Genomic DNA, 22,170 nt, shown 5'->3' with positions numbered 1-22,170 from the left:
TACCGAAAATCGTCACCCGGCCCTACCCAAACCGACACCGTTGTGCGCGTGAACCACTCTTGATTTTTTGAATGCCCACCAAGGTGAATGGGACGATGCGGCGGGCACCGATTTTCGGTACCCCGTCATGAGGTGACCGCCGCATCGCCCCATTCACCGCTCTCAAAAAAACAATCAAAGCAAGCGAACCTTCACGCTCTTGCCCTTGATCTTGCCGCGTGACAACTGCGCCTCGACCTTTTTGGCCAAGTCGGCCTGCACCGCCACATAGGTCGAAAACTCGTTGACGTTGATCTTGCCGACCTGCTCGCGGGTCAAGCCGCACTCTCCCGCCAGCGCACCCATCACGTCACCCGCGCGGATTTTTTCCTTGCGGCCACCGACGATCTGCAGCGTGCGCATGGGGGGCTGCAGCGGTCCGCCTGCGGCAGGCGTCAGACCTGACAGCGGCTCCCATTTGGACTCGCGGCCTTGCATCACCTCGATCTTGCCGATAGCGCCCATCTCGTCCATGCTGGCGAGCGTGAGCGCCAGGCCTTCGGCGTCGCCACGGCCCGTGCGGCCAATGCGGTGGATGTGGATTTCCGGGTCGGGCGTCACGTCCACGTTGATCACGGCTTCCAGGCCCTCCACATCCAGCCCGCGTGAAGCCACGTCGGTGGCCACCAGCACCGAGCAGCTGCGGTTGGCAAACTGCACCAGCACCTGGTCGCGTTCGCGCTGCTCCAGTTCGCCAAACAGCGCCAACGCGCTGTAGCCCTGGGCCTGCAGCACCGCCACCAAATCGCGACACTGCTGCTTGGTGTTGCAAAACGCGAGCGTGCGCTCGGGGCGGAAATGTGCCAGCAAGCGGGACACGGCGTCCAGCCGCTGGGTCTCGCTCACTTCATAAAACACCTGGCGAATTTTGTGTGCGCTGTGTTGCGCCTCCACTTTCACGGTCTGCGGCGAACGCATGAATTGCGCCGCCAGCTTGGCAATGCCTTCGGGGTAAGTGGCCGAAAACAGCAGGGTCTGGCGGTCTTTGGCGCACTGGCGCACCACCTTGGCAATGTCGTCGAAAAAGCCCATGTCCAGCATGCGGTCGGCCTCGTCCAGCACCAGCGTGTTCACACCCGCCAAGCTCAAAGAACCGCGCTCCAGGTGGTCCAGGATGCGGCCGGGCGTGCCCACCACCACATCGGCGCCGTGCTCCAGACTCAGCGTCTGGCCTCTCAAAGCCACGCCGCCGCACAAAGTGACAACTTTCACGTTCTGGCGGGCGCGGGCCAGACGCCTGATTTCCTGCGTGACCTGGTCGGCCAACTCGCGGGTAGGGCACAGCACCACGGCCTGAATGGCCGCGCTGGGCGAGCCCGCCGTTTGCAAACGCTCGATCAAGGGCAGACCAAAGGCGGCGGTTTTGCCGCTGCCTGTGCTGGCCTGGGCGATCAGGTCTTGCCCGGCCAGGGTCAGCGGCAAGCTGGCCGCCTGGATGGGCGTCATCTGGGTGTAGCCCAGTTGTTCAAGGTTTTGAAGGGTGGCGGGTGCCAGCTGAAGCTGGTCGAAGCGCGCGGATGTCGCGTCTTGGGGTTTTGCAGTCATGCGCCGATTATCGGCGGCGATCCCTGTCGGCACTCAAGCGCTCATGCGCATCGGGATGGTGATGGGGCCGTCGTTCACCAAGGACACCTTCATGTCGGCCGCAAACTGGCCCGTTTGCACGACCGGGTGCGCAGCTCTGGCCTGCGCCACAAAGTGCTCATACAAACGTCGACCGTCTTCGGGCGCAGCCGCCTGGGTGAAGCTCGGGCGGTTGCCCCCTGCGACATCGGCGGCCAGGGTGAACTGGCTGACCACCAGCAAACCACCGCCCACGTCCTGCACGCTCCGATTCATCTTGCCCGCCTCGTCGCTGAAGATGCGCAGCTTCAAAATTTTCGCCAGCATCTTGTCGGCCAAGGCTTCGGTGTCGCCTTTTTCGGCGCACAGCAGCACCAGCAAGCCTGCATTGATCTGGCCGATCACCGCCCCATCGACCCGGACACTGGCCTCACTCACCCGTTGCAGCAGCGAGATCATTTCAAATCCCGGGCATCATCAAAGTGCGCTTCCACATCGCTGGGCAAGAGCTGGATGGTGGCCCTCAAACCGGGCACCTCGCTCATCAGCGCCTGCTCCACACTGGCGCGCAAGGCGGCAGCCCGGCCCAGCGTCCAGCTGGCGGGCATGTGCATGTGCACATCCACAAAACGGCGTTGCCCGGCCTTGCGGGTGTTCAGGTGGTCAAAACGGATGATCTCGGTCTCGCCGCGCTGGTGCGCGAACCCGGCCAGCACCTTCTGTACATCGGCCAACACTTCAGGCTCCAGCGCCTCGTCCATCAGCCCCTGCGAAGACCGCCAGACCAGGCTCCAGCCTTCTTTCAAAATGTTGAGCGCCACCCCGATGGCGACCACGGCATCCAGCCACAGCCAGCCCGTGGCGCTGACCAAGGCAATGCCCACCACCACCCCGGCCGATGTCCACACATCGGTCACCAGGTGCCGGGCATCGGCTTCCAGCGCCAGCGAGCGGTGCTGCCGGGCGGCGCGAAACATCAGCCAGGCCAGAAAACCGTTCAGGGCCGAGCTGCCCACCGACAAGGCCAGGCCCCAGCCAACCTGTTCGATGGGTTGAGGATCGAACAAGCGCCCAAGGGCCACCCAGATGATGCCCAAGGCCGCCACCAGAATCAGGATGCCTTCAAAGCCGGAGGAAAAATACTCGGCCTTGTGGTGGCCATAAGGGTGGTCATCGTCGGCGGGCCGTGCGGCAATGGTGACCATCATCAGGCCGAATACCGCGCTGGCCAGGTTGACCAGCGACTCCATGGCGTCCGACAGCAAGCCCACCGAATCGGTCAGCCACCAGGCCCCGGTTTTGAGCGCGATGGTGACCAGCGCCACCATCACCGAAGCCCACAGCATGCGCTGGGGTGTCATCCAGGCGTCGAATTTTTTCATCAGCTCAGCATACCCCCGGAGGATGACCTGTCCGTGCGCCAGCCCCCGATCAAGCCAGCGTCACCTTGGCAAACTTGCGCTTGCCCACTTGCACCACGTAAGTGCCCGCTTCGAGTTTCAGGCCCTTGTCGCTGACCACGCTGGAGTCCACGCGCACCCCGCCGCCATCGATCAGGCGTCCGGCCTCGGTGGTCGAAGGGGCCAAACCTGCCGATTTGAGCAAGGCGCCAATGCCCATGGGTGCGCCCGAAAGGCTGACCTCAGGGATGTCGTCGGGCACACCGCCCTTGCTGCGGTTGATGAAATCCTGTTCGGCCGCTTCGGCTGCCGCAGCGCTGTGAAAACGCGCCGTGATTTCCTTGGCCAGCATGACCTTGGCGTCCTTAGGATTGCGGCCGCCTTCGACTTCTTTTTTGAGCGCCTCGATCTCGGCCATCGACTTGAACGACAGCAGGGTGTACCAGCGCCACATCAGGGTGTCCGAAATGGAGAGCACCTTGGCGAACATGGTGTTGGGCTCTTCGGCAATGCCGATGTAGTTGTTCTTGGACTTGGACATCTTGTCCACCCCGTCCAGGCCTTCAAGCAGCGGCATGGTCAGGATGCACTGCGGCTCCTGGCCGTATTCGGCCTGCAGGTGGCGGCCCATCAGCAGGTTGAATTTCTGGTCGGTGCCGCCCAGCTCCAGATCGCTCTTGAGCGCCACCGAGTCGTAGCCCTGCATCAGGGGGTACAGGAACTCGTGCACCGAAATGGGCGTTCCGGCCTTGAAGCGGTCATGGAAGTCGTTGCGCTCCATCATGCGGGCCACGGTGTACTTGGCCGCCAGCTGGATCATGCCCATCGAACCCAAAGGTAGCGACCACTCACTGTTGTAGCGAATCTCTGTTCTCGCGGGGTCCAGCACCAGGCTGGCCTGCTTGTAGTAGGTCTCGGCATTGGCCTTGATCTGCTCGGGGGTGAGCGGCGGGCGGGTGCTGTTACGGCCGGACGGGTCGCCGATCAGGCTGGTGAAGTCCCCGATCAAAAAGATCACCTGGTGCCCCAGGTCCTGCAGCTGGCGCATCTTGTTGAGCACCACGGTGTGGCCAATGTGGATGTCCGGCGCGGTCGGGTCCAAGCCCAATTTGATGCGCAGCGGCACCCCGGTGGCCTCCGATTTGGCCAACTTTTGCAGCCAGTCTTCCTGCGGAATCAGCTCTTCGCAGCCCCGTAAAGTGACCGCCAGGGCCTCCCGGGTCTTGTCCGTGACCGGGTATTTTGTAACAAGCGCTTGATTCATAAGGGTTTTTTCTAAAGTCAAATGGGTATAGACCAGTACAATGGCCCGATTACCCCAAGTCGCCCATTTTAGAGGCGGCCTGACTGTGCAGATCGTGCCACCCCATCGCCTGAACGGCAGGTGGCGCGAAATACCCCCGAATTGATGCAATTTTTCGCTCTCATCCAGTCTCGGCTGGTGTCTTTGTTTGTTGGCTTCCTGTTCCTGTGCACTGCCGTGCTGGGCGCGGTGTTGATGGCTGTCCAGCGTACGCTGGCCTGGCTCGATGGCCAACACCCGCAACTGACCCAAGCGCTTCAGGCGACTGCGCGCTGGTTGGCCCGTCATCCCAAAACCATCAGCGCCACTTTGGCCTCTGTTCTGCTGGCTGGTGGCGGCGGTGCATTCGCCATCGCCAATCTGGGACCGGACATCGCCGAACAGCCCGTGGTCACGGTCACCGTGCCTGTTGAAATTGCCAAGCTGGAAGAACAAGCCCAATCGCTCGACCTGATCCAGATGAGTCTGATGCGCACAGACAGCACCCGCGCCTCCGACACTCCGGAGAGTTTGCTGCGTCGCTTGGGCCTGGTTGACCCGGAGGCGGCCGCTTACCTGCGCAAGAACCCTTTGGCCAAGCAAGCGCTCAAGCAAGGGGGCCGCTCCGTTGTGGCCGAAGCCGACAGCCAGCAGCGTCTGCTCAAACTCAATGTGCGCTGGCTCAACAACGAGACCGACACCTTTTTCCAGCGTCTGGCGATCCAACGCACAGCCGATGGTCTGCAGGCCGCCCTCGAAACGTCCCCCATGAACACCAGCCTGCGCATGACAGGCGGCACCGTGGCCAGCTCCTTGTATGACGCGGCAGACGAGGCCCGTTTGCCGGATGCCGTCATCAGCCAGCTGACGCAGATTTTCTCCAACCAGATCGACTTTCACCGCACCTTGCGCAAAGGCGCTCGTTTTTCAGTCGTCTACGAAGTGCTGGAAGCCGACGGTGAGCCCGTGCGCACTGGTCGCGTGTTGACCGCCGAATTCAACAACGGCAACAAAACCTACGAAGCTGTGTGGCACCAGGAGCCAGGGCAAAAAGGCAACTACTACAGCATGGACGGCAAAAGCCTGAGCCGCACTTACCTGGCATCGCCTGTGGCTTTCTCGCGCAAGACCAGCGGTTTTGCCATGCGCCTGCACCCGATCTTTCAAACCATGAAAGCGCACCTGGGCGTGGATTACGCGGCCCCGACCGGCACCCCGGCTCAGACCGTGGGTGACGGTGTGGTCGAATTCGCAGGCGTTCAAGGTGGTTATGGCAACACGGTCATTGTTCGCCACGGCAACAACCACTCCACCGTCTATGCCCACCTCAGCCGCATCCAGGTGCGCAAGGGCCAGACTGTTCAAAAAGGCCAAACCATTGGTGCGGTCGGCTCGACGGGCTGGTCCACAGGCCCTCACCTGCACTTTGAATTCCGCGTGAATGGCACCCACGTTGACCCCCAAAAAGTGATCCAGCAAGCCCAGAGCGTGCCGCTCAGCCCTGCCGCGATGTCGCGCTTCAAAGTGGTGGCCGAGCAGGCCAGAGCACAGCTGTTGGCTGCCGCGCAAATGCGAGAAGTCACCGCGCAATGATCTCAAGGGCCGCAAGGCCCTTTTTTCATGCCATCCCCACGGACGCTTTGACTGCCAGATGGCCACTGAAGACCACAACGCGCACATTTTTCATCCATGCAAACGATTGAGCATTTCATAGGCCTGATGTCGGGCACCTCCCTGGATGGTGTCGATGGCGTGCTGGCCCGCATCAACGCACAAGGTCGTGTGGAGGTTCAATCGCATGCCTTTGTGGCTTTCGAGGCGCCCTTCAAAGCCGAGCTCCTCGCCCTGAACCAGAGCGGCCCGGATGAATTGCACCGCAGCGCCTTGGCAGGTAACCAGATTGCCCGTCGCTATGCCGAGGTGGTGCACGCCTTGTTGCAGCAAAGTGGCTTACAAGCCCAGGACATCACAGCCATCGGCGCGCACGGGCAAACCGTGCGTCACAGGCCCCTCGAGTTCGATGGCGACCTTGCAGCTGGCCATGGGGCTGTGGGCTACACCTTGCAACTCATCAACCCGTCCTTGCTGGCCGAGCTGACCCGCATCGACGTGGTGGCCGATTTTCGCAGCCGAGATCTGGCAGCAGGCGGACAAGGTGCACCGCTGGTGCCCGCTTTTCACCAAGGCGTGTTCGGGCGCATGGATGCGACTGTGGCGGTGCTCAATGTTGGTGGCATCTCCAACCTCAGCGTGCTTCGGCCAGGGGGCGAGGTTCTGGGCTGGGACTGCGGCCCGGGTAACGCGCTCATGGACCATTGGTGCGCCACACACACGGGGGCCGCATTTGACCGCGATGGCGCCTGGGCGGCCACAGGCCGCGTCTTGCCCGATGTGCTGGCTGACTTGATGGCCGAAGACTTTTTGCACCGTTCGCACCCCAAAAGCACAGGGCGGGACCTCTTCAACCCCACCTGGCTGCATGCACGCTTGCCCAAGGCGGCTTTGCCTGCACAAGACGTGCAAGCCACTCTGACGGAATTCACAGCACGGGCTTGCGCCCAAGATGTTTTACGCCACGCGGCCGATGCGCAGACCTTGATTGTTTGTGGCGGTGGCGCCTTGAACAGCCATTTGATGGACCGCCTGGCCCACCATTTGCCAGCTTTGCAGGTGATCGGCAGCGATCAACGGGGTTTACCGCCCCTGCAAGTGGAAGCCGCCGCTTTTGCCTGGCTGGCGTTCAAAACCGTGAGACGCGAGACTTCGAGCTTGCCAAGCGTCACGGGCGCCCAAGGCGCCCGTGTCTTGGGGGCCATTTACCCCCGGTGATGCGACCAACCCAGAGCTAGCCCCCTCGCCAATCAGGTCGAGAAAGAAGAACCGCAGCCGCAAGTCGATGTGGCGTTCGGGTTCTTGATGACAAACTGAGCACCCTGCAGATCTTCTTTGTAATCGATCTCGGCACCGATCAGGTACTGGTAGCTCATGGCGTCGATCAACAAGGAGACGCCATTTTTGCTCATGGTCGTGTCGTCTTCGTTGGTGATTTCATCAAAGGTGAAACCGTACTGAAAGCCCGAGCAGCCGCCGCCTTGCACAAACACGCGCAGCTTCAAATCAGGATTGCCCTCTTCGGCGATCAGGTCGGCCACCTTGGCGGCCGCGCTGTCGGTGAAGACAATCGGTTCGGGCATCTCGGTCTGGATATTTTCAGCAACAGCACTCATGGTGTTTCTCCGGTTCAATGCCAAATAGTATAGCGCGCTGGTCGGGAATTACCGGCCATCCTCTGCAGTAACGCTACTGGCCTCATGGGCTTTTCAAAGCCCATGAGGCCAAACAAAAAGCCGCTGCGGCGAACCGGAGCGGCTTTTTGATGAAGCAGAAAAGCGGATTAACGCTTGGAGAACTGCTTGCGGCGGCGAGCGGAGTGCAAACCGACCTTTTTACGTTCGACTTCACGGGCGTCGCGGGTGACAAAACCGGCTTGGCTCAGCACGGGCTTGAGCGATGCGTCGTAGTCAATCAGGGCGCGGGTGATGCCGTGGCGTGATGCGCCGGCTTGACCGGATTCACCGCCACCGTGCACGTTGATCATGATGTCGAAAGTTTCGGCATGGTTGGTCAACATGAGGGGTTGCTTGGCGATCATGATCGAAGTCTCGCGGCCGAAGTAGGCTTGGATGTCCTTGCCATTGACCGTGATCTTGCCAGTGCCTTTTTTCAGAAACACGCGGGCGACGCTGGATTTGCGACGGCCTGTGCCATTGTTCCATTCACCAATCATCTCAAGGCTCCTTAGATGTCCAGCACTTTAGGCTGTTGGGCGGTGTGTGGGTGCTCTGCGCCGCCATACACCTTGAGTTTCTTGATCATGGCGTAACCGAGTGGGCCCTTGGGCAGCATGCCCTTGACAGCCTTCTCGAGTGCGCGGCCAGGGTGCTTGGCTTGCATGTCGCGGAAGTTGGTGGCAGTGATACCGCCGGGATAACCCGAATGACGGTAATACACTTTGTCCAGTGTCTTGGTGCCAGTCACTTTGAGCTTGGCAGCATTGATGATGACGATGAAGTCACCGGTGTCGACGTGAGGCGTGTAAATGGCCTTGTGTTTGCCGCGCAAACGGAGAGCAACTTCGCTGGCTACTCGTCCGAGGACCTTGTCGGTCGCGTCAATCACAAACCACTCGTGCACGACCTCAGCGGGTTTGGCGCTGAAAGTTGTTGTCATGAGTTTTCTCTTTGAAGAAAGGTTTGTTGAGCCCTTTTCCACGGTCGGTGTTCCTCTGTTGGGAACCTCTTAGGTGGGAGTTTGCTTGAACCTTTTCAGGTTTGGGCGTCTTCGCCGCGGGGCCACAAAATCGCTGCGAAGCCTGCCATTATACGAAAAATCAAGGACTTGCAGAAGTTATTGGTTACCATCGACGCATGTTCAGTTACCGACACGCTTTCCACGCGGGCAACCATGCCGATGTGCTCAAACACATCACCTTGCTCGCCACCCTGCGCCACCTCATGCAAAAAGAGGCCGGCATCACCCTGATTGACACCCACGCCGGGGCCGGTTTGTACCGTCTGGACGGCGATTATTCGCAAAAAGGGGCGGAAGCCGAGGACGGCCTGTTCAAGCTGCTGGCCGCCGCCGAAAAGCTCGACGCCCTGCCCGAGCCCGTGCAGGACTACCTGGAACAGATCGCCAGCTTCAACCCCAACGGGCAAGCCAAAATTTACCCGGGCTCACCTTTTTTGATGCAGCGCCTGATGCGACACGAATCGCGCGATCGCCTGCGCCTGTTCGAGCTGCACCCCACCGACAGCAAAGCCCTGATGTCCAACATCGCCCAGCTCGAAGCCGGGCGCACGGTCACCGTGAGCCGCGAAGACGGTTTTGAAGCCCTCAAAAAGCTGCTGCCCCCACCACCTTCGGCCACCGGCTCCAAGCGCGCGATGGTGCTGATCGACCCCAGTTATGAGATCAAGTCGGATTACAGCAAGGTCGCCAGCGTCATCCAGGAATACCTCAAGCGTTTCTCGACGGGCACTTATTTGGTCTGGTATCCGATCATCCCGCGCCCGGAAGCGCATGACCTGCCCAAACGCCTGCGCACCTTGGCCAACCAGTCACAAAAGCCCTGGCTCAACGCCACCCTGGCCATTGGCCGGGGCCCTGGCGACGAAGGCGGCCTGGTGGCCAGCGGCATGTTTGTCATCAACCCGCCCTTCACCCTGAAAGACCAGATCCGGCAGGCGCTGGATGTGGTCGGCCCCGCCTTGGCGCGCGGGTCCGGCAAAAATTGGGCGGTCGAATCGTCTTGAACGGGTGGAGCCCCCTCCAAAGGGCTCTCGAACGGGTATTTCAAGACGGAAAACACGGCATCAGGGAAATACCTGAGTGCAGGGCATTGAAATTAACCGACCGCACGGTCGGTTAATTGATATACTGGCACCCGCGCCGCGATCATCCCATCCTGTTTGGCGCAGGAGAAGCCCATGTACACGCAATCTTTCAGCGTCCCGGATTCCACCGAAGACGCCAAGTCGGCCGGTCTGAAGGCCGTCCCCAAAGCCCTGAGCGCACAAGACGCCGCCCTGCAAGCGGCCTTTGACGCCCGCATCGATGCCGATGGCCGCATCGAGCCCCGCGAGTGGATGCCCGAGGCCTACCGCAAAACCCTGGTGCGCCAGATCAGCCAGCACGCGCACAGCGAAATCGTGGGCATGCTGCCCGAAGGCAACTGGATCAGCCGCGCCCCGAGCCTCAAGCGCAAGGCCATCCTGATCGCCAAGGTGCAAGACGAAGGCGGTCACGGCCTGTACCTGTACAGCGCCGCCGAGACTTTGGGCACCAGCCGCGACCAGATGCTGGACGCATTGCATTCCGGCAAGGCCAAGTACAGCTCCATCTTCAACTACCCCACGCTCAACTGGGCCGATGTGGGCGTGATCGGTTGGCTGGTCGATGGCGCGGCCATCATGAATCAGGTACCCCTGTGCCGCTGCTCTTACGGCCCCTACGCCCGCGCCATGGTGCGCGTGTGCAAGGAAGAATCCTTCCACCAACGCCAAGGCTACGAAGCGCTGTTGGTGATGATGCAGGGCACGGCCGAGCAAAAAGCCATGGTGCAAGACGCCGTCAACCGCTGGTGGTGGAAGTGCCTGGCCATGTTCGGGCCGCCCGACGCCGACAGTCCCAACAGCGCACAAGGCATGCGCTGGGGCATCAAGCGCATCAGCAACGACGACCTGCGTCAAAAGTTTGTGGACGCCACCGTGCCGCAAGCCAAAGTGTTGGGCGTCACTTTGCCTGACCCGGATTTGAAGTGGAACGAAGCGCGTGGTCACTACGACTACGGCCAGATCGATTGGGACGAGTTCTGGGCCACCGTCAACGGCAACGGTCCTTGCAACAAGGAACGTTTGGGTGCCCGCGTCAAGGCCTGGAACGACGGCGCCTGGGTGCGCGAAGCGGCCCTGGCCCACGCCAAGAAACAACAGCAACGTCAGATGAAGGAAGCAGCATGAGCACCGCCGCATTGAAAGAATGGCCTCTGTGGGAGGTTTTTGTCCGCTCCAAGCAAGGCCTGGAGCACAAGCACTGCGGCAGCCTGCACGCCTCGGATTCCGAGCACGCTTTGCAAATGGCGCGCGACGTGTACACCCGCCGTCAGGAAGGCGTGAGCATCTGGGTCGTGCCCTCGGCCAGCATCTCGGCCAGTGAGCCCAACGACAAACCCGAATTCTTCGATCCCGCCAGCGACAAGGTCTACCGCCACCCGACCTTTTACGAAATCCCCGAAGAAGTGGGCCACATGTGAGCGCGACAATGAATGCCCCCATCGATTACCTGCTGCACCTGGCCGACAACGCGCTGATCCTCGGACAGCGCAATGCCGAATGGTGCGGACACGGCCCCATCCTTGAAGAAGACATCGCCCTGTCCAACAACAGCCTGGACCTGATCGGCCAGGCCCGCATGCTTTACCAGCACGCGGCCGAGCTGCAAGGCGGCGGTGCCACCGAGGACACACTGGCGTACTTCCGCGACGTGCCCGACTTCAAGAACTACACCCTGTGCGAATTGCCGCACATGCCTCTGATGTCGGCCACAGCCCAAGGTGACCGCGACTTTGCCATGACCATCGTGCGCAACTTCCTGTACAGCAGCCTGATGGTGCTGGCGTGGGACCAGTTGCAAAACTCCAAAGACGCGCAGCTGGCCGCGATTGCCGCCAAGTCGCTCAAGGAAGTGCGCTACCACCTGCGCCACTCGCGCGACTGGCTGGTGCGCATGGGCGACGGCACCGACGCGTCCCACGCCAAGGCGCAAGCGGCGCTGGACCAATTGCTGCCCTACACCCAGGAATTCTGGGCCAGCAGCCCGCATGAAGCCGCAGCGCTGGCCAACGGCACAGGCATCGAGATGGCCGCTTTGCAAAACGACTGGAACCAGATCGTGGATGAGGCCTTGCAAGAGGCCACCCTGCAGCGCCCGGCCGATGGTGGCTTTGTGCCCACAGGCAAACAAGGCATCCACTCCGAGCACCTGGGCTTCGTGCTGGCCGAAATGCAAAGCCTGGCCCGCGCCCACCCGCAAGCCACCTGGTAAATCCAAGACATGACCACCCTCACCTCGCAGCCCAGCGCCGCCGATGTGGCCCGCGCCTGGACCCTGCTCGACAGCTTGACCGACCCGGAAATTCCGGTGGTCACCTTGCGCGAGCTGGGCATCTTGCGCGACGTGCGCGCGGGTGAGGCGGGGCTGGAGGTGGTCATCACGCCCACCTACAGCGGCTGCCCCGCCATGGGCGTGATTGAGGACGATGTGAAAGCGCTGCTGCAAGCCCACGGCCTGCAAGGCCGCGTCGTCACGCAACTGGCCCCGGCCTGGACCACCGACTGGATGAGCGAAGCGGCCAAAGACAAACTGCGCGCCTATGGCATCGCCCCGCCACACGCGTGCAGCAGCGCGGGTTCGGGTGCGGCCAACGTGGTGCAGTTTGCTGCGCGTGGCGCCAAGCCCGAGGTGGTGAACTGCCCGCAATGCGGCTCGGCCAACACCACCGAAACCTCCCATTTCGGCTCGACCGCCTGCAAGGCCCTTTACCGGTGCCTGGCCTGCATGGAGCCTTTCGACTACTTCAAACCTTACTGAGCGGCCTTGCCGCCCTGAAGCACCATGTCCGCACCCCGATTTCATGACCTCCCGATCGCACGCATCAGCCCCGAAGCGGCAGGTGCTGTGGCGATTACCTTGAACGTGCCTGCCGATCTGCGCAGCAGCTTCGATTTCCAGCCGGGCCAGTTCCTGACCTTGCGCGCCGACATCGACGGCACCGATGTGCGCCGCAGCTACTCCATCAGTTCGGCCCGCAGCCAGCTGCAAAAGCAAGGTGTGCTCGAAGTGGGCATCCGCCCCGTCGAAGGGGGCGTGTTCTCCAACTGGGCGGCCACCCAACTGAAAGCGGGCGACACGCTGCGCGTGATGCCGCCCGATGGCCGCTTTGTGGTGCAGCGCCCCCGAGCGATTCACCGCGTGGGCTTTGCCGCAGGCTCCGGCATCACGCCCATCCTGTCCATCCTGGCCAGCACCCTGGAAGAGCAACCCGAGAGCAAATTCACCCTGGTCTACGGCAACCGCCGCATGGACAGTGTGATGTTCAACGAAGCCTTGCAAGACCTGAAGGACCGCTACCCGGACCGCCTCACGCTGATCCACATCCTCTCGCGACAGGCACAGGAAGTCCCCCTGCTCGAAGGCCGCATCGATGCGGCCAAAGTGCAAGCCATCATCGACGCCTTCTTGCCCGTGGGCAGCATGGACGAGGTGTTTGTGTGCGGGCCCGAGGCCATGATCGAAGCCACCGAGCAAGCGCTGCTCACGGCTGGCGTCAAACCCGAGCGCATCCGTACCGAACGCTTCAGCTCGCCCACACTCGATGCGCTGACCCCTGAAGCCCGCGCCCAAGCCGTGCTGGGCCACCCTGCCACCCGCGAACAAGGCGAAGTGCAGCTGACCGTGGTGCTGGACGGCAAGCCCTACAACATGCCCATGAACCGCAACGAGAAGATCCTCGACATCGCCTTGTCGCTGGGTCTGGACCTGCCGTATTCGTGCAAAGCCGGGGTGTGCTGCACCTGCCGCTGCAAGGTCATGGAAGGCACGACCGAGATGGAGAAGAACTTCACCCTCGAAAAGCCCGAAGTCGAACAAGGTTTCATCCTGTCCTGCCAGGCCCGCCCCACCAGCGAACGTGTGGTGATCAGTTTCGACGAACGCTGACCCGCTACGCAAAGCACCCGATCAAAAACGCCCTGCATTGCAGGGCGTTTTTCATGGCGGGTGCCCGCACATCAGAAGCGGTAACCCAGACCGACGCCCACCAACAGCGGATCGAGCTTCAAGGTCCCCTGGTTCGCGCCATCGATGAACACATTGGAGCGGATGTACACCTTTTTCACATCGAAATTCAGCGACCAGTTTTTGTCCAATGGGATGTCCATGCCCACCTGCAACGCGCCACCCCAGCTGTCGTCTTCCAGATCAGCACGCCCACCCAGCAGATTGACGCTGGTGATGCGGGTGTAATTCACGCCCGCGCCGACATAGGGCTTGTAAGCGCCCAAACCGGTGAAGTGGTATTGCAACAGCAAACTGGGCGGCAAATGCTTGAAAGTGCCAATCGATGCGCCGCCCAAATAGACAGTCTGTTTTTGGGGCACCGTCAAAACCAGCTCCGCAGCGATGTTCGGGGTGAAGAAATAGCTGACATCCACTTCCGGAATGGTCTTGTTGTTGACCGACAAGCCCAAACCCGTGCCATCTTTGTTGGCCATGTCGAGGTGCACAGCGCGCGCACGCACCATCCAGGGGCCTTCGCCCGAGGCTTGCGCCATGGCGGCAGTGACAGAGCAAGCAGCCAGTACAGCTGCAACGATGGTTTGTTTTTTCATGTTGACTTTCCTTATGAACGAAGAGCTTTCTGCTCAGTCCTATTGAAAGTCTCAACCACCTGCACGCGTTTGCGTTTTGTCAAATGCCCGCGCACCGCGGCCTGCAACGGCCCCCGCACTTGTGATGGATCAAATCCATCCAAGTGCCTTCATCGTTCGGTGCGTTTCACAACCGACGCCAGATCTCCGTTGTGGCAGCACTCTGGTTCATCGTGTAGAAATGGATGGCAGGCACACCACCGTTGATCAGCTGTTCGCAAAGGTCAGACACCACATCCAGACCGAAAGCCTTGATCGACTCGACATCATCGCCGTAGGCCTGCAGGCGCAACCTGATCCAGCGCGGGATCTCAGCGCCACACGCGTCCGAAAAACGCAGCAACTGCGACGAGCTGGTGATGGGCATGATGCCCGGCACGATGGGCACATCCACGCCCAGCTTGTAGGCGTCGTCCACAAAGCGGAAGTAAGCATCGCTGTTGTAGAAGTATTGGGTGATGGCCGAATTGGCGCCCGCCTTCACTTTGGTGGCAAAGGCCTGCAAGTCGGCTTCGGGCGATTTGGCTTGCGGGTGGATTTCAGGGTAGGCCGCCACTTCGATGTGGAAATCGTCACCGGTTTCAGCACGGATGAAAGCCACCAAATCGCTGGCGTAATGGAACTCGCCGCCTGCGCCATAGCCGCTGGGCAAATCACCGCGCAACGCGACCAAGCGCTTGACGCCCATGGCCTTGAGCGTGGCCAGTTCTTCACGCACCGAGGCCTTGGTGGCCCCAATGCAAGAAAAGTGCGAAGCCGCTGCCACGCCCTCGGCCTGAATCGCTGCCACCGTGGCAAAAGTGCCTTCCTGGGTGGAGCCGCCCGCCCCGTAGGTCACCGAGCAAAATTCAGGCTTCAAAGCGTACAGCTTCTCGCGCACGCCGCGCAGCTTCTCTGCGCCCTCAGGCGTTTTGGGTGGAAAAAACTCCAGGCTGATGGGCAATTTAAAACCAGACATCACAACACCTTCAAAAATTCAATACTCGTTGGCCTTGGCATAGGCCTTGGCGGCCAGATCGGCCTCGTGCGCCAGGCGCGCTTTATCGCGGGCGGGCAGCACCGCTGCCGGGTCAGGCCAGCAGGCCTGCACAAAAAATTCACGGTTGCCGTCGCCACCCTCAATCGGGCTGTCCAACCAGGCCGTCACCTGCATGCCCAACTCGGTCAGGGCTGTGCGCAGACGGTTTTCAATGAAGGGGTACAGGCTTTCGTCTTTCACAATGCCGCCCTTGCCCACCTGACCCGGCTGCAACTCAAACTGCGGCTTGACCAGCATCAAAAGCTGCCCCGTGGGCTTGAGCAAATGCACCACGCCCGGCAAGACCAGGGTGAGCGAGATGAAGGACACATCGCCCACCATCAGGTCAAAGCCTTCCAACGCTTCAGGGACGCGCTCATCGCCGAGCTCCAGCTCACGGGCGTTCACGCCTTCGACGCAAACCACGCGCTCGTCCTCGCGGATACGCGGGTGCACCTGGGCATGGCCCACGTCAATGCCCACCACCTGCGCTGCGCCGCGCTGCAGCAAGCAGTCGGTGAAGCCCCCTGTGCTTTGGCCCACATCCAAGCAGCGCAAACCGGCAACCTTCACACCCGTGGCCTTCAAAGCCCCTTCGAGCTTGAGGCCCCCACGTGACACGTAGCGCGACTCGGCGTCGTCGAGCAGCTGCAGGGCAGCGCTTTCGGGCACCTCATCGCGGTTTTTCACCACCGCACGCCAAGTCCCGTCGGGCAGCTGCCACTGCACGCCCCCGGCAATCAGTCGCTGAGCCTGGGAGCGAGAAGCGGCCAGGCCGCGCTCGACGAGAAGTTGGTCAATGCGCATGCGTGGTTTTCAGTAGCGGTAAGTGTCGGCTTTGTAAGGACCGTTTTTCGACACACCGATGTAAGCCGCCTGCTCGTCGGTGAGTTCGGTCAGCTGTGCGCCGACTTTCTTCAGGTGCAGGCGGGCCACTTTTTCGTCCAAGTGCTTGGGCAACACATAGACCTTACCGGCTTCGTACTGGTCTTGTTTGGTGAACAGCTCGATCTGGGCGATGGTCTGGTTGGCGAACGAAGAGGACATCACGAAGCTGGGGTGGCCGGTGGCGCAGCCCAGGTTCACCAAGCGGCCTTTGGCCAGCAGGGTGATCTTCTTACCATCGGGGAAGATGACGTGGTCGACTTGTGGCTTGATCTCGTCCCACTGCAGCTTTTCCAGCGAAGCGACGTCGATCTCGTTGTCGAAGTGACCGATGTTGCAGACGATGGCTTCGTCTTTCATGGCGGCCATGTGCTCGTAGCGGATCACGTTCTTGTTGCCGGTGGCCGAGACGAAGATGTCGCACTTGTCGGCGGCGTACTCCATGGTCACGACCTTGAAGCCTTCCATCGCGGCTTGCAGGGCGTTGATCGGGTCGATCTCGGTCACCCAGACTTGGGCAGACAAAGCGCGCAGGGCTTGGGCCGAGCCCTTACCCACATCACCGTAACCGGCGACCACAGCCACTTTGCCCGCGATCATCACGTCGGTCGCACGCTTGATGGAGTCCACCAAAGATTCGCGGCAGCCATACAGGTTGTCGAACTTGCTCTTGGTCACCGAGTCGTTCACGTTGATGGCGCGGAACATCAGGCTGCCCTTGGCGGCCATTTCGTTCAGGCGCAACACGCCGGTGGTGGTCTCTTCGGTCACGCCGATGATCTGCGCACCCTTGCGGCTGTACCAGGTGGGGTCCACGGCCAGCTTGGCCTTGATGGCGTTGAACAGGCAAGTCTCTTCTTCGCTGGTAGGGTTGGCGATCAGGCTGGCGTCTTTTTCGGCGCGCTTGCCCAGGTGCATGAGCAGGGTGGCATCGCCGCCGTCGTCCAGGATCATGTTCGGGCCTTCGCCATCGGTGCCAGCGGGGCCAAAGTCAAAAATGCGGTGGGTGTAATCCCAGTAATCGGCCAAGGTCTCGCCCTTGATGGCGAACACGGGCGTGCCCTTGGCGGCGATGGCTGCGGCAGCGTGGTCTTGGGTCGAAAAGATGTTGCAAGAAGCCCAGCGCACGCTGGCACCCAAGGCCTGCAGGGTCTCGATCAGCACGGCCGTCTGGATCGTCATGTGCAAGGAGCCGGTGATACGGGCACCTTTCAGAGGCTGCGCCTTGGCGAACTCTTCGCGGATGGCCATGAGGCCGGGCATTTCGGTCTCGGCGATTTTGATTTCTTTGCGGCCCCAGTCGGCCAGGCCGATGTCGGCGATCACGCAATCGGCGTTCACGGCGGTGTTCAAACGTGCATTCATTGTCAGCTCCAAAGCAAATGTGAAGAAGCCACACGTGTGGATGCCGGCACTGAATGGAAAAAACAGGCTCACCGCACGTCGTGTGGATGAGCGTCGTTGCTGTTGAAGTGTTCCGAGCCTCACGCCCCGCTGCCGACTTGCGGACAAGTCAGGGGGCGCTGCAACGCTCCTCGGAATGCCGCATTCTAGCGCAGTCCGCCCTTGGGCGCTTCGCCAGGCCTTTGACCACGCACTCCGCCCACTTCTAGATCCGGCATTTGCTAGACTGAACCCATGCACCCCGACCTTTGGACCCCATGCCCGAACTGATGCGCCACCTCGCCCACTATTGGCATGTATGGACGGTGTCCGCCGTGATCGTGCTCATTGCCCTGGATTACGTGCGCCAGTTCATTGGACCGGCCATGGAACTGAAGAAACACTTGGCCAGGGTCAATGCACAACTGGCTGTGTTGGCCCAGTCGGGCCCTCAGCCCCACATCGACCTGACTCGGCTCAAGACCGAGGTGATGGCCTCCGCCCCCTTGCAGCACGCCTGGCTGCAATACGCCAACACGCTCCAGCTGCAGTCACAAACAGCCCATCTGGGCCCTGTCGGTGCAGCCAGGCAGCGGGTCAGCCAGCTGTCCAAAGCTTTCTTCTCGCGTCTGGACCTGAACGCCCAAGGCAGCCGAATGGACCTGTCCAACCTGGAACAACTGGCGCAAAACGATCCCAGCCTGGCCAAACTCTGGGCCGAATACAACCAGGCCGTGGAAGAACTCCAGCGGCTTGAAATGTCCACGCCAAGCACCACAGCTCAGTGGCAAGCCCACACACATGCCGAGCACTACTTCACCGAACAGGCCTTGGTGGATTCACCGCTTCAATCCAATTTTTACAAACACACACCCGGCATCCTGACCGGCGTGGGCATCATCGGCACCTTTACCGGCTTGATCGCGGGCCTGGTCGGTTTTGACGTGTCCAACCCCGAACGGGTGCAGGCCGAATTGAGCCAATTGGTCCAAACCGTGGGGCACGCGTTTCTGGTGTCGGCCTTGGCGATCACTTTGGCCATGGTGTTCACCTGGATTGAAAAGTCCGTGCTGACTGGCCGCTACCGGCAAGTTGAAGAACTGCAGCAGTGGCTGGACACCCTGTTCGCCCCTCAGGCCGGGGCTCAATGGATGGAGCGTCTGACACTGGCCACTGAAATGCAGACGGCCCTCTCCTACAAAATCCTGAGCCAATTGCGCCCATCAGGCCCACGCACCCAGCCGCATTGAACGCGCATGTTCGGCTCTAGAATACCGCCCGCCAAAAGGTCCCGGGACGAAGCAGAAAAACCCTTCTGGATTTCGTTCTCAGACCTGATGACCGCCCTGATGGTGCTGTTTTTGGTGGCCATGGCAGTCGCCCTGCTCAGCGTCACGACAGGTTTGCGCAAAATGGACGAAGGCCGCGCCAACCGGGACCAGGCCATCTCGACCTGCCTGAACAACATCCGCCAGATCACCCAAAAAGCCGAATACGCCGGGATGACACTGCGTGGGCAAACCCTGGAGCTGGGCACCTTGGCCGAATTTCCGAAAGACAGCCATGCCCTGGCCCCTGACCGTGCGGTGTTACTGCGCAGCTTTGTACCCCGGATGTTGCACATTGCCCGCACGCCAGATTGTCAGAACTGGCTCAAACGCTGGGTGCTCGAAGGCTACGCCAGCCCGGAGGGCTCCTACCTTTACAACCTCAACCTCAGCCTAGAGCGCTCCCAACGGGTGCTGTGCGTGCTGCTGGACGCCAACGCCCCGAACGCTCTTGGCCAGGAAGACCGCAAAACGATCCGCGAACTCTTCTTTGTGGGGGGCTCGTCCTTCAACTCGGCCATCCTGAACCAACCCGAAAAAAGCCGCCGGGTCGAACTGCGTCTGGAGTTCAAGGAGCTGCGCAACCGCTGCGAAGCCAACGCCCCAGACTGTGAAATCGACGAGGTGCGTCCCATTCCCTGGGACGACGACTTCAAATGCCCCATGGACAAGCGCTGAGCGCTGCATCGTCCGCTGGCATCCCATCCAGAGGGCGGGCCCGGTAAAATCGCTGTCTTTCGCCAGCCCATGACGGGCTTGGCCACCACGGGTGCTGCTTGCCACCCGCACGAATCAGGACCCCTTGTGACCTACGCCAACGAGACCCGGCGCCGCCGGACTTTTGCCATCATTTCCCACCCCGACGCGGGTAAAACCACGCTGACCGAGAAACTGCTGCTGTTCTCCGGCGCGATCCAGATTGCCGGCTCGGTCAAGGCTCGCAAGGCCTCACGCCACGCCACATCGGACTGGATGGAAATCGAAAAGCAGCGTGGCATCTCGGTGGCGTCGTCCGTGATGCAGATGCTCTACCGCGACCACGTCATCAACCTGCTCGACACGCCCGGCCACAAAGACTTCAGCGAGGACACCTACCGCGTGCTCACGGCGGTGGACTCTGCCCTGATGGTGATCGATGCGGCCAACGGTGTGGAAGCGCAGACCCGCCGCCTGATCGAAGTGTGCCGTCAGCGCGACACGCCCATCATCACCTTTGTGAACAAGATGGACCGCGAAGTTCGCGACCCGCTCGACATCCTGGACGAAGTCGAGCGCGAGCTGGGCATGCCCTGCGTGCCCATGACCTGGCCCGTGGGTCAGGGCAAATCGTTTGGCGGCATCGTCAACCTGCGCACGCAGGCCATGACGGTGTTCGACTCCGGCTCTGAACGCCTGCCGCAAGATTTTGAGACCATCCCGCTCACCGAGCAGGCCCAGCTGGCCGAGCGCTTTGGCCTGGAATGGCAAACCGCCATGGACAGCATGGAGCTGGCCACCGGCGCATCCCCCGCTTTTGATGAAGAAGCCTTTTTGGCAGGCAAACAAACGCCCGTGTTCTTTGGCTCTGGCGTGAACAACTTCGGTGTGATGGAAGTGCTGGACGCCCTGGTCGACCTGGCCCCCGCACCCAAGCCCCGCACCAGCAACCTGATCGTCAACAAGCAGCCCGTGGTCAAGGACATCCAGCCCGAAGACAGCGCGTTTTCGGGCGTGGTGTTCAAGGTGCAGGCCAACATGGACGCCAACCACCGCGACCGCATCGCCTTTGTGCGCATGGCGTCCGGCAAATACACACCCGGCATGAAGCTCAAGGTACAGCGCACTGGCAAAGAGCTGCGCCCCACCAGCGTCGTCACATTCCTGAGCCAGCGCCGTGAAGCGGTGGACGAAGCCTATGCGGGCGACATCATCGGGTTCACCACCCACGGCGGTGTGCAACTGGGTGACACCATCACCGATGGCGCGAATCTGCAATTCACAGGTTTGCCGTTTTTTGCACCCGAACTCTTCATGACCGTGATCCTGAAAAACCCCCTGCGCACCAAGCAACTGCAAACGGGCCTCGACCAACTCGGCGAAGAAGGCGCGATCCAGGTCTTCAAACCAGAAATCGGTGGCCCCATGCTGCTGGGCGCGGTCGGACAGCTGCAGTTTGAAGTGGTACAACACCGCCTCAAAGCCGAATACGACTGCGATGTGCGTCTCGAAGGCTGCCAGTACACCGGCGCCCGCTGGATCACCGCCGACACCCCGGCCGAGCTGCGCGAATTCACCAACGCCTACCCACAGCGCATGGCGCTCGATGCGGCTGGCACCCTGGCGTATTTGTGCACCAGCCCCTACGACGTGCGCCTGGCGCAGGAGCGCTTCCCCAAAATCCATTTCCACCCGCTGCGCGAGCATGCGGGTCTGGCGTTGGGCAGCGCGGGCTGACCACAGACATGCAGCTGCTGCGCCACTGGTCACCCGGCCACATCGTCGGCGTCTTCACCGACATCGACGACACGCTGACCACCGAAGGGGCGATCACGTCTGACGCCTTGCAAGCGCTGGCTGATCTGAAATCGGCTGGCCTGCATGTGGTGCCGATCACCGGGCGACCTGTGGGCTGGAGCGAACCCTTCGCCCAAAGCTGGCCGGTCGACGCCATCGTGGCCGAAAACGGTGCAGTGGGGCTGCAACACTCGACCACACAAGGCCTGCGCAAGTTGTACCAACAAGACGCCCGGACACGCCAAGCCAACTTCACCCGCATGCAAGTGGTGCTCGACCAGATTGAAAAAGAGGTGACTGGTGCTCGCCGTTCACAAGACAGCGCAGGCCGGGAAACCGACATCGCCATTGACCACAGCGAGTTCACACATCTGCCACAACACGCCATCGACGAAGTGGTGCGCGTGATGCAAGGCGCAGGCATGACCGCCACGGTCAGCAGCATCCACATCAATGGCTGGTTTGGCACGCACAGCAAACTCACAGGCGCCCGCTGGATCGTGCGCAAGCTGTGGGGCCGCGATCTGGATGACGAAATCGACCGCTGGGTTTATGTGGGAGACTCCACCAACGACCAGGTGATGTTTGAACACTTCCCGCACAGTGTGGGGGTGGCCAATATTCGGCGCTTTGAGGCGCTACTCACGCACCCGCCGCGCTACATCACCCCCAGTGAACGCGGCGCAGGCTTTGCGGAAATGACCCGGCACTTGCTGGCAAAACCGAGCTGAAACCAGCACCCACCCAGTCACCTCTTCGCGGCAAGCTGCGCGATGCACCGCCCACACCG

General features: G+C 61.3%; 23 protein-coding genes and 1 riboswitch. Of the genes, 12 read left to right on the top strand and 11 right to left on the bottom strand.

Annotated features, from left to right (window positions below):
- Positions 1-174: 174 nt before the first annotated feature.
- From dbpA to tyrS, 4 genes are read right to left on the bottom strand one after another with little or no spacing between them, the layout of a single operon-like run.
- Positions 175-1,584 (bottom strand): ATP-dependent RNA helicase DbpA, encoded by a 1,410-nt coding sequence (gene dbpA, locus ACZ5RT_RS01130; RefSeq protein WP_464453250.1) that lies wholly within the window; start codon positions 1,582-1,584, stop codon positions 175-177.
- 33 nt (positions 1,585-1,617) lie between these two features.
- Positions 1,618-2,061: a D-aminoacyl-tRNA deacylase gene (gene dtd, locus ACZ5RT_RS01125; RefSeq protein WP_422171196.1), complete on the bottom strand. Its 444-nt coding sequence runs from the start codon at positions 2,059-2,061 to the stop codon at positions 1,618-1,620.
- A complete protein-coding gene (locus tag ACZ5RT_RS01120; RefSeq protein WP_422171194.1) occupies positions 2,058-2,984 on the bottom strand; it encodes a cation diffusion facilitator family transporter in 927 nt (308 codons plus the stop codon). Before ACZ5RT_RS01120 ends, dtd begins: the two co-directional genes overlap by 4 nt.
- A gap of 49 nt (positions 2,985-3,033) precedes the next feature.
- Positions 3,034-4,266, bottom strand: a complete 1,233-nt coding sequence (tyrS, locus tag ACZ5RT_RS01115) for a tyrosine--tRNA ligase (protein WP_464453249.1) — start codon at positions 4,264-4,266, stop codon at positions 3,034-3,036.
- Between the two features lie 144 nt (positions 4,267-4,410).
- Here tyrS and ACZ5RT_RS01110 point away from each other — a divergent pair, with 144 nt between their 5' ends.
- Positions 4,411-5,877: a M23 family metallopeptidase gene (locus ACZ5RT_RS01110; RefSeq protein ID WP_291928165.1), complete on the top strand. Its 1,467-nt coding sequence runs from the start codon at positions 4,411-4,413 to the stop codon at positions 5,875-5,877.
- A gap of 96 nt (positions 5,878-5,973) precedes the next feature.
- Positions 5,974-7,113, top strand: a complete 1,140-nt coding sequence (locus ACZ5RT_RS01105; protein WP_464453248.1) for an anhydro-N-acetylmuramic acid kinase — start codon at positions 5,974-5,976, stop codon at positions 7,111-7,113.
- Between the two features lie 32 nt (positions 7,114-7,145).
- Here ACZ5RT_RS01105 and erpA read toward each other — a convergent pair whose 3' ends face one another.
- The 3 genes from erpA to rplM all read right to left on the bottom strand — a co-directional run bounded on the left by erpA (position 7,146) and on the right by rplM (position 8,514).
- A complete protein-coding gene (gene erpA, locus ACZ5RT_RS01100; protein WP_108362196.1) occupies positions 7,146-7,511 on the bottom strand; it encodes an iron-sulfur cluster insertion protein ErpA in 366 nt (121 codons plus the stop codon).
- 167 nt (positions 7,512-7,678) lie between these two features.
- Positions 7,679-8,071, bottom strand: a complete 393-nt coding sequence (gene rpsI, locus ACZ5RT_RS01095) for a 30S ribosomal protein S9 (RefSeq protein ID WP_019426472.1) — start codon at positions 8,069-8,071, stop codon at positions 7,679-7,681.
- Between the two features lie 11 nt (positions 8,072-8,082).
- Positions 8,083-8,514: a 50S ribosomal protein L13 gene (gene rplM / locus ACZ5RT_RS01090; protein WP_108428532.1), complete on the bottom strand. Its 432-nt coding sequence runs from the start codon at positions 8,512-8,514 to the stop codon at positions 8,083-8,085.
- Positions 8,515-8,711: 197 nt separating this feature from the next.
- Here rplM and ACZ5RT_RS01085 point away from each other — a divergent pair, with 197 nt between their 5' ends.
- The 6 genes from ACZ5RT_RS01085 to ACZ5RT_RS01060 all read left to right on the top strand — a co-directional run bounded on the left by ACZ5RT_RS01085 (position 8,712) and on the right by ACZ5RT_RS01060 (position 13,563).
- Positions 8,712-9,599, top strand: coding sequence for a 23S rRNA (adenine(2030)-N(6))-methyltransferase RlmJ (locus ACZ5RT_RS01085; protein WP_464453247.1), 888 nt, complete (start codon positions 8,712-8,714; stop codon positions 9,597-9,599).
- A gap of 174 nt (positions 9,600-9,773) precedes the next feature.
- On the top strand, positions 9,774-10,805 hold the full coding sequence (gene paaA / locus ACZ5RT_RS01080; protein ID WP_464453246.1) for a 1,2-phenylacetyl-CoA epoxidase subunit PaaA: 1,032 nt from the start codon (positions 9,774-9,776) through the stop codon (positions 10,803-10,805).
- Positions 10,802-11,098 (top strand): 1,2-phenylacetyl-CoA epoxidase subunit PaaB, encoded by a 297-nt coding sequence (gene paaB, locus ACZ5RT_RS01075; protein WP_108428529.1) that lies wholly within the window; start codon positions 10,802-10,804, stop codon positions 11,096-11,098. Before paaA ends, paaB begins: the two co-directional genes overlap by 4 nt.
- Positions 11,099-11,106: 8 nt before the next feature.
- Complete coding sequence (gene paaC / locus ACZ5RT_RS01070; RefSeq protein ID WP_291928320.1) at positions 11,107-11,889, top strand: 1,2-phenylacetyl-CoA epoxidase subunit PaaC; 783 nt, start codon at positions 11,107-11,109, stop codon at positions 11,887-11,889.
- A 9-nt stretch (positions 11,890-11,898) separates the two neighbouring features.
- Entirely contained in the window at positions 11,899-12,435 is a 537-nt protein-coding gene (gene paaD / locus ACZ5RT_RS01065) for a 1,2-phenylacetyl-CoA epoxidase subunit PaaD (RefSeq protein WP_291928318.1), read from the top strand.
- Between the two features lie 24 nt (positions 12,436-12,459).
- Positions 12,460-13,563, top strand: coding sequence for a 2Fe-2S iron-sulfur cluster-binding protein (locus ACZ5RT_RS01060; protein ID WP_291928316.1), 1,104 nt, complete (start codon positions 12,460-12,462; stop codon positions 13,561-13,563).
- Between the two features lie 71 nt (positions 13,564-13,634).
- Here ACZ5RT_RS01060 and ACZ5RT_RS01055 read toward each other — a convergent pair whose 3' ends face one another.
- From ACZ5RT_RS01055 to ahcY, 4 genes are all read right to left on the bottom strand, one after another.
- On the bottom strand, positions 13,635-14,234 hold the full coding sequence (locus ACZ5RT_RS01055; RefSeq protein WP_291928313.1) for an OmpW/AlkL family protein: 600 nt from the start codon (positions 14,232-14,234) through the stop codon (positions 13,635-13,637).
- A gap of 166 nt (positions 14,235-14,400) precedes the next feature.
- On the bottom strand, positions 14,401-15,231 hold the full coding sequence (metF, locus tag ACZ5RT_RS01050; protein WP_291928312.1) for a methylenetetrahydrofolate reductase [NAD(P)H]: 831 nt from the start codon (positions 15,229-15,231) through the stop codon (positions 14,401-14,403).
- An 18-nt stretch (positions 15,232-15,249) separates the two neighbouring features.
- On the bottom strand, positions 15,250-16,098 hold the full coding sequence (locus ACZ5RT_RS01045; protein ID WP_464453245.1) for a TlyA family RNA methyltransferase: 849 nt from the start codon (positions 16,096-16,098) through the stop codon (positions 15,250-15,252).
- Positions 16,099-16,107: 9 nt separating this feature from the next.
- Complete coding sequence (gene ahcY / locus ACZ5RT_RS01040; protein WP_464453244.1) at positions 16,108-17,541, bottom strand: adenosylhomocysteinase; 1,434 nt, start codon at positions 17,539-17,541, stop codon at positions 16,108-16,110.
- A gap of 81 nt (positions 17,542-17,622) precedes the next feature.
- Positions 17,623-17,719: riboswitch (S-adenosyl-L-homocysteine riboswitch) on the bottom strand.
- Between the two features lie 118 nt (positions 17,720-17,837).
- Between ahcY and ACZ5RT_RS01035 the strand changes: the two genes are divergently transcribed.
- From ACZ5RT_RS01035 to ACZ5RT_RS01020, 4 genes are all read left to right on the top strand, one after another.
- Positions 17,838-18,809, top strand: a complete 972-nt coding sequence (locus ACZ5RT_RS01035; protein WP_291928304.1) for a hypothetical protein — start codon at positions 17,838-17,840, stop codon at positions 18,807-18,809.
- 6 nt (positions 18,810-18,815) lie between these two features.
- A complete protein-coding gene (locus tag ACZ5RT_RS01030) occupies positions 18,816-19,565 on the top strand; it encodes a flagellar motor protein MotB (RefSeq protein ID WP_422170251.1) in 750 nt (249 codons plus the stop codon).
- A 126-nt stretch (positions 19,566-19,691) separates the two neighbouring features.
- Complete coding sequence (locus ACZ5RT_RS01025; RefSeq protein ID WP_291928298.1) at positions 19,692-21,320, top strand: peptide chain release factor 3; 1,629 nt, start codon at positions 19,692-19,694, stop codon at positions 21,318-21,320.
- Positions 21,321-21,328: 8 nt separating this feature from the next.
- The gene (locus ACZ5RT_RS01020; RefSeq protein ID WP_464453243.1) at positions 21,329-22,111 is read left to right on the top strand and encodes an HAD-IIB family hydrolase; all 783 of its coding nucleotides are present in this window, start codon (positions 21,329-21,331) and stop codon (positions 22,109-22,111) included.
- The last annotated feature ends 59 nt before the right edge of the window (positions 22,112-22,170 follow it).

Source organism: Limnohabitans sp. TEGF003, from assembly GCF_055395455.1.
Note: the sequence above shows the minus strand (reverse complement) of the source record. Positions and strands in the feature narration are given on the sequence as shown.

Bases quoted from the DNA above. Each gene is read 5' to 3' on its own strand.
- ACZ5RT_RS01055 (WP_291928313.1), bottom strand. From the start codon at position 14,234: ATGAAAAAACAAACCATCGTTGCAGCTGTACTGGCTGCTTGCTCTGTC.
- paaB (WP_108428529.1), top strand. From the start codon at position 10,802: ATGAGCACCGCCGCATTGAAAGAATGGCCTCTGTGGGAGGTTTTTGTC.
- ACZ5RT_RS01035 (WP_291928304.1), top strand. From the start codon at position 17,838: ATGCCCGAACTGATGCGCCACCTCGCCCACTATTGGCATGTATGGACG.
- ACZ5RT_RS01020 (WP_464453243.1), top strand. From the start codon at position 21,329: ATGCAGCTGCTGCGCCACTGGTCACCCGGCCACATCGTCGGCGTCTTC.
- dtd (WP_422171196.1), bottom strand. From the start codon at position 2,061: ATGATCTCGCTGCTGCAACGGGTGAGTGAGGCCAGTGTCCGGGTCGAT.
- ACZ5RT_RS01105 (WP_464453248.1), top strand. From the start codon at position 5,974: ATGCAAACGATTGAGCATTTCATAGGCCTGATGTCGGGCACCTCCCTG.
- ahcY (WP_464453244.1), bottom strand. From the start codon at position 17,541: ATGAATGCACGTTTGAACACCGCCGTGAACGCCGATTGCGTGATCGCC.
- ACZ5RT_RS01045 (WP_464453245.1), bottom strand. From the start codon at position 16,098: ATGCGCATTGACCAACTTCTCGTCGAGCGCGGCCTGGCCGCTTCTCGC.
- metF (WP_291928312.1), bottom strand. From the start codon at position 15,231: ATGTCTGGTTTTAAATTGCCCATCAGCCTGGAGTTTTTTCCACCCAAA.
- ACZ5RT_RS01110 (WP_291928165.1), top strand. From the start codon at position 4,411: ATGCAATTTTTCGCTCTCATCCAGTCTCGGCTGGTGTCTTTGTTTGTT.
- paaD (WP_291928318.1), top strand. From the start codon at position 11,899: ATGACCACCCTCACCTCGCAGCCCAGCGCCGCCGATGTGGCCCGCGCC.
- rplM (WP_108428532.1), bottom strand. From the start codon at position 8,514: ATGACAACAACTTTCAGCGCCAAACCCGCTGAGGTCGTGCACGAGTGG.
- paaA (WP_464453246.1), top strand. From the start codon at position 9,774: ATGTACACGCAATCTTTCAGCGTCCCGGATTCCACCGAAGACGCCAAG.
- ACZ5RT_RS01120 (WP_422171194.1), bottom strand. From the start codon at position 2,984: ATGAAAAAATTCGACGCCTGGATGACACCCCAGCGCATGCTGTGGGCT.
- tyrS (WP_464453249.1), bottom strand. From the start codon at position 4,266: ATGAATCAAGCGCTTGTTACAAAATACCCGGTCACGGACAAGACCCGG.
- erpA (WP_108362196.1), bottom strand. From the start codon at position 7,511: ATGAGTGCTGTTGCTGAAAATATCCAGACCGAGATGCCCGAACCGATT.
- paaC (WP_291928320.1), top strand. From the start codon at position 11,107: ATGAATGCCCCCATCGATTACCTGCTGCACCTGGCCGACAACGCGCTG.
- ACZ5RT_RS01060 (WP_291928316.1), top strand. From the start codon at position 12,460: ATGTCCGCACCCCGATTTCATGACCTCCCGATCGCACGCATCAGCCCC.
- dbpA (WP_464453250.1), bottom strand. From the start codon at position 1,584: ATGACTGCAAAACCCCAAGACGCGACATCCGCGCGCTTCGACCAGCTT.
- ACZ5RT_RS01085 (WP_464453247.1), top strand. From the start codon at position 8,712: ATGTTCAGTTACCGACACGCTTTCCACGCGGGCAACCATGCCGATGTG.
- rpsI (WP_019426472.1), bottom strand. From the start codon at position 8,071: ATGATTGGTGAATGGAACAATGGCACAGGCCGTCGCAAATCCAGCGTC.
- ACZ5RT_RS01030 (WP_422170251.1), top strand. From the start codon at position 18,816: ATGTTCGGCTCTAGAATACCGCCCGCCAAAAGGTCCCGGGACGAAGCA.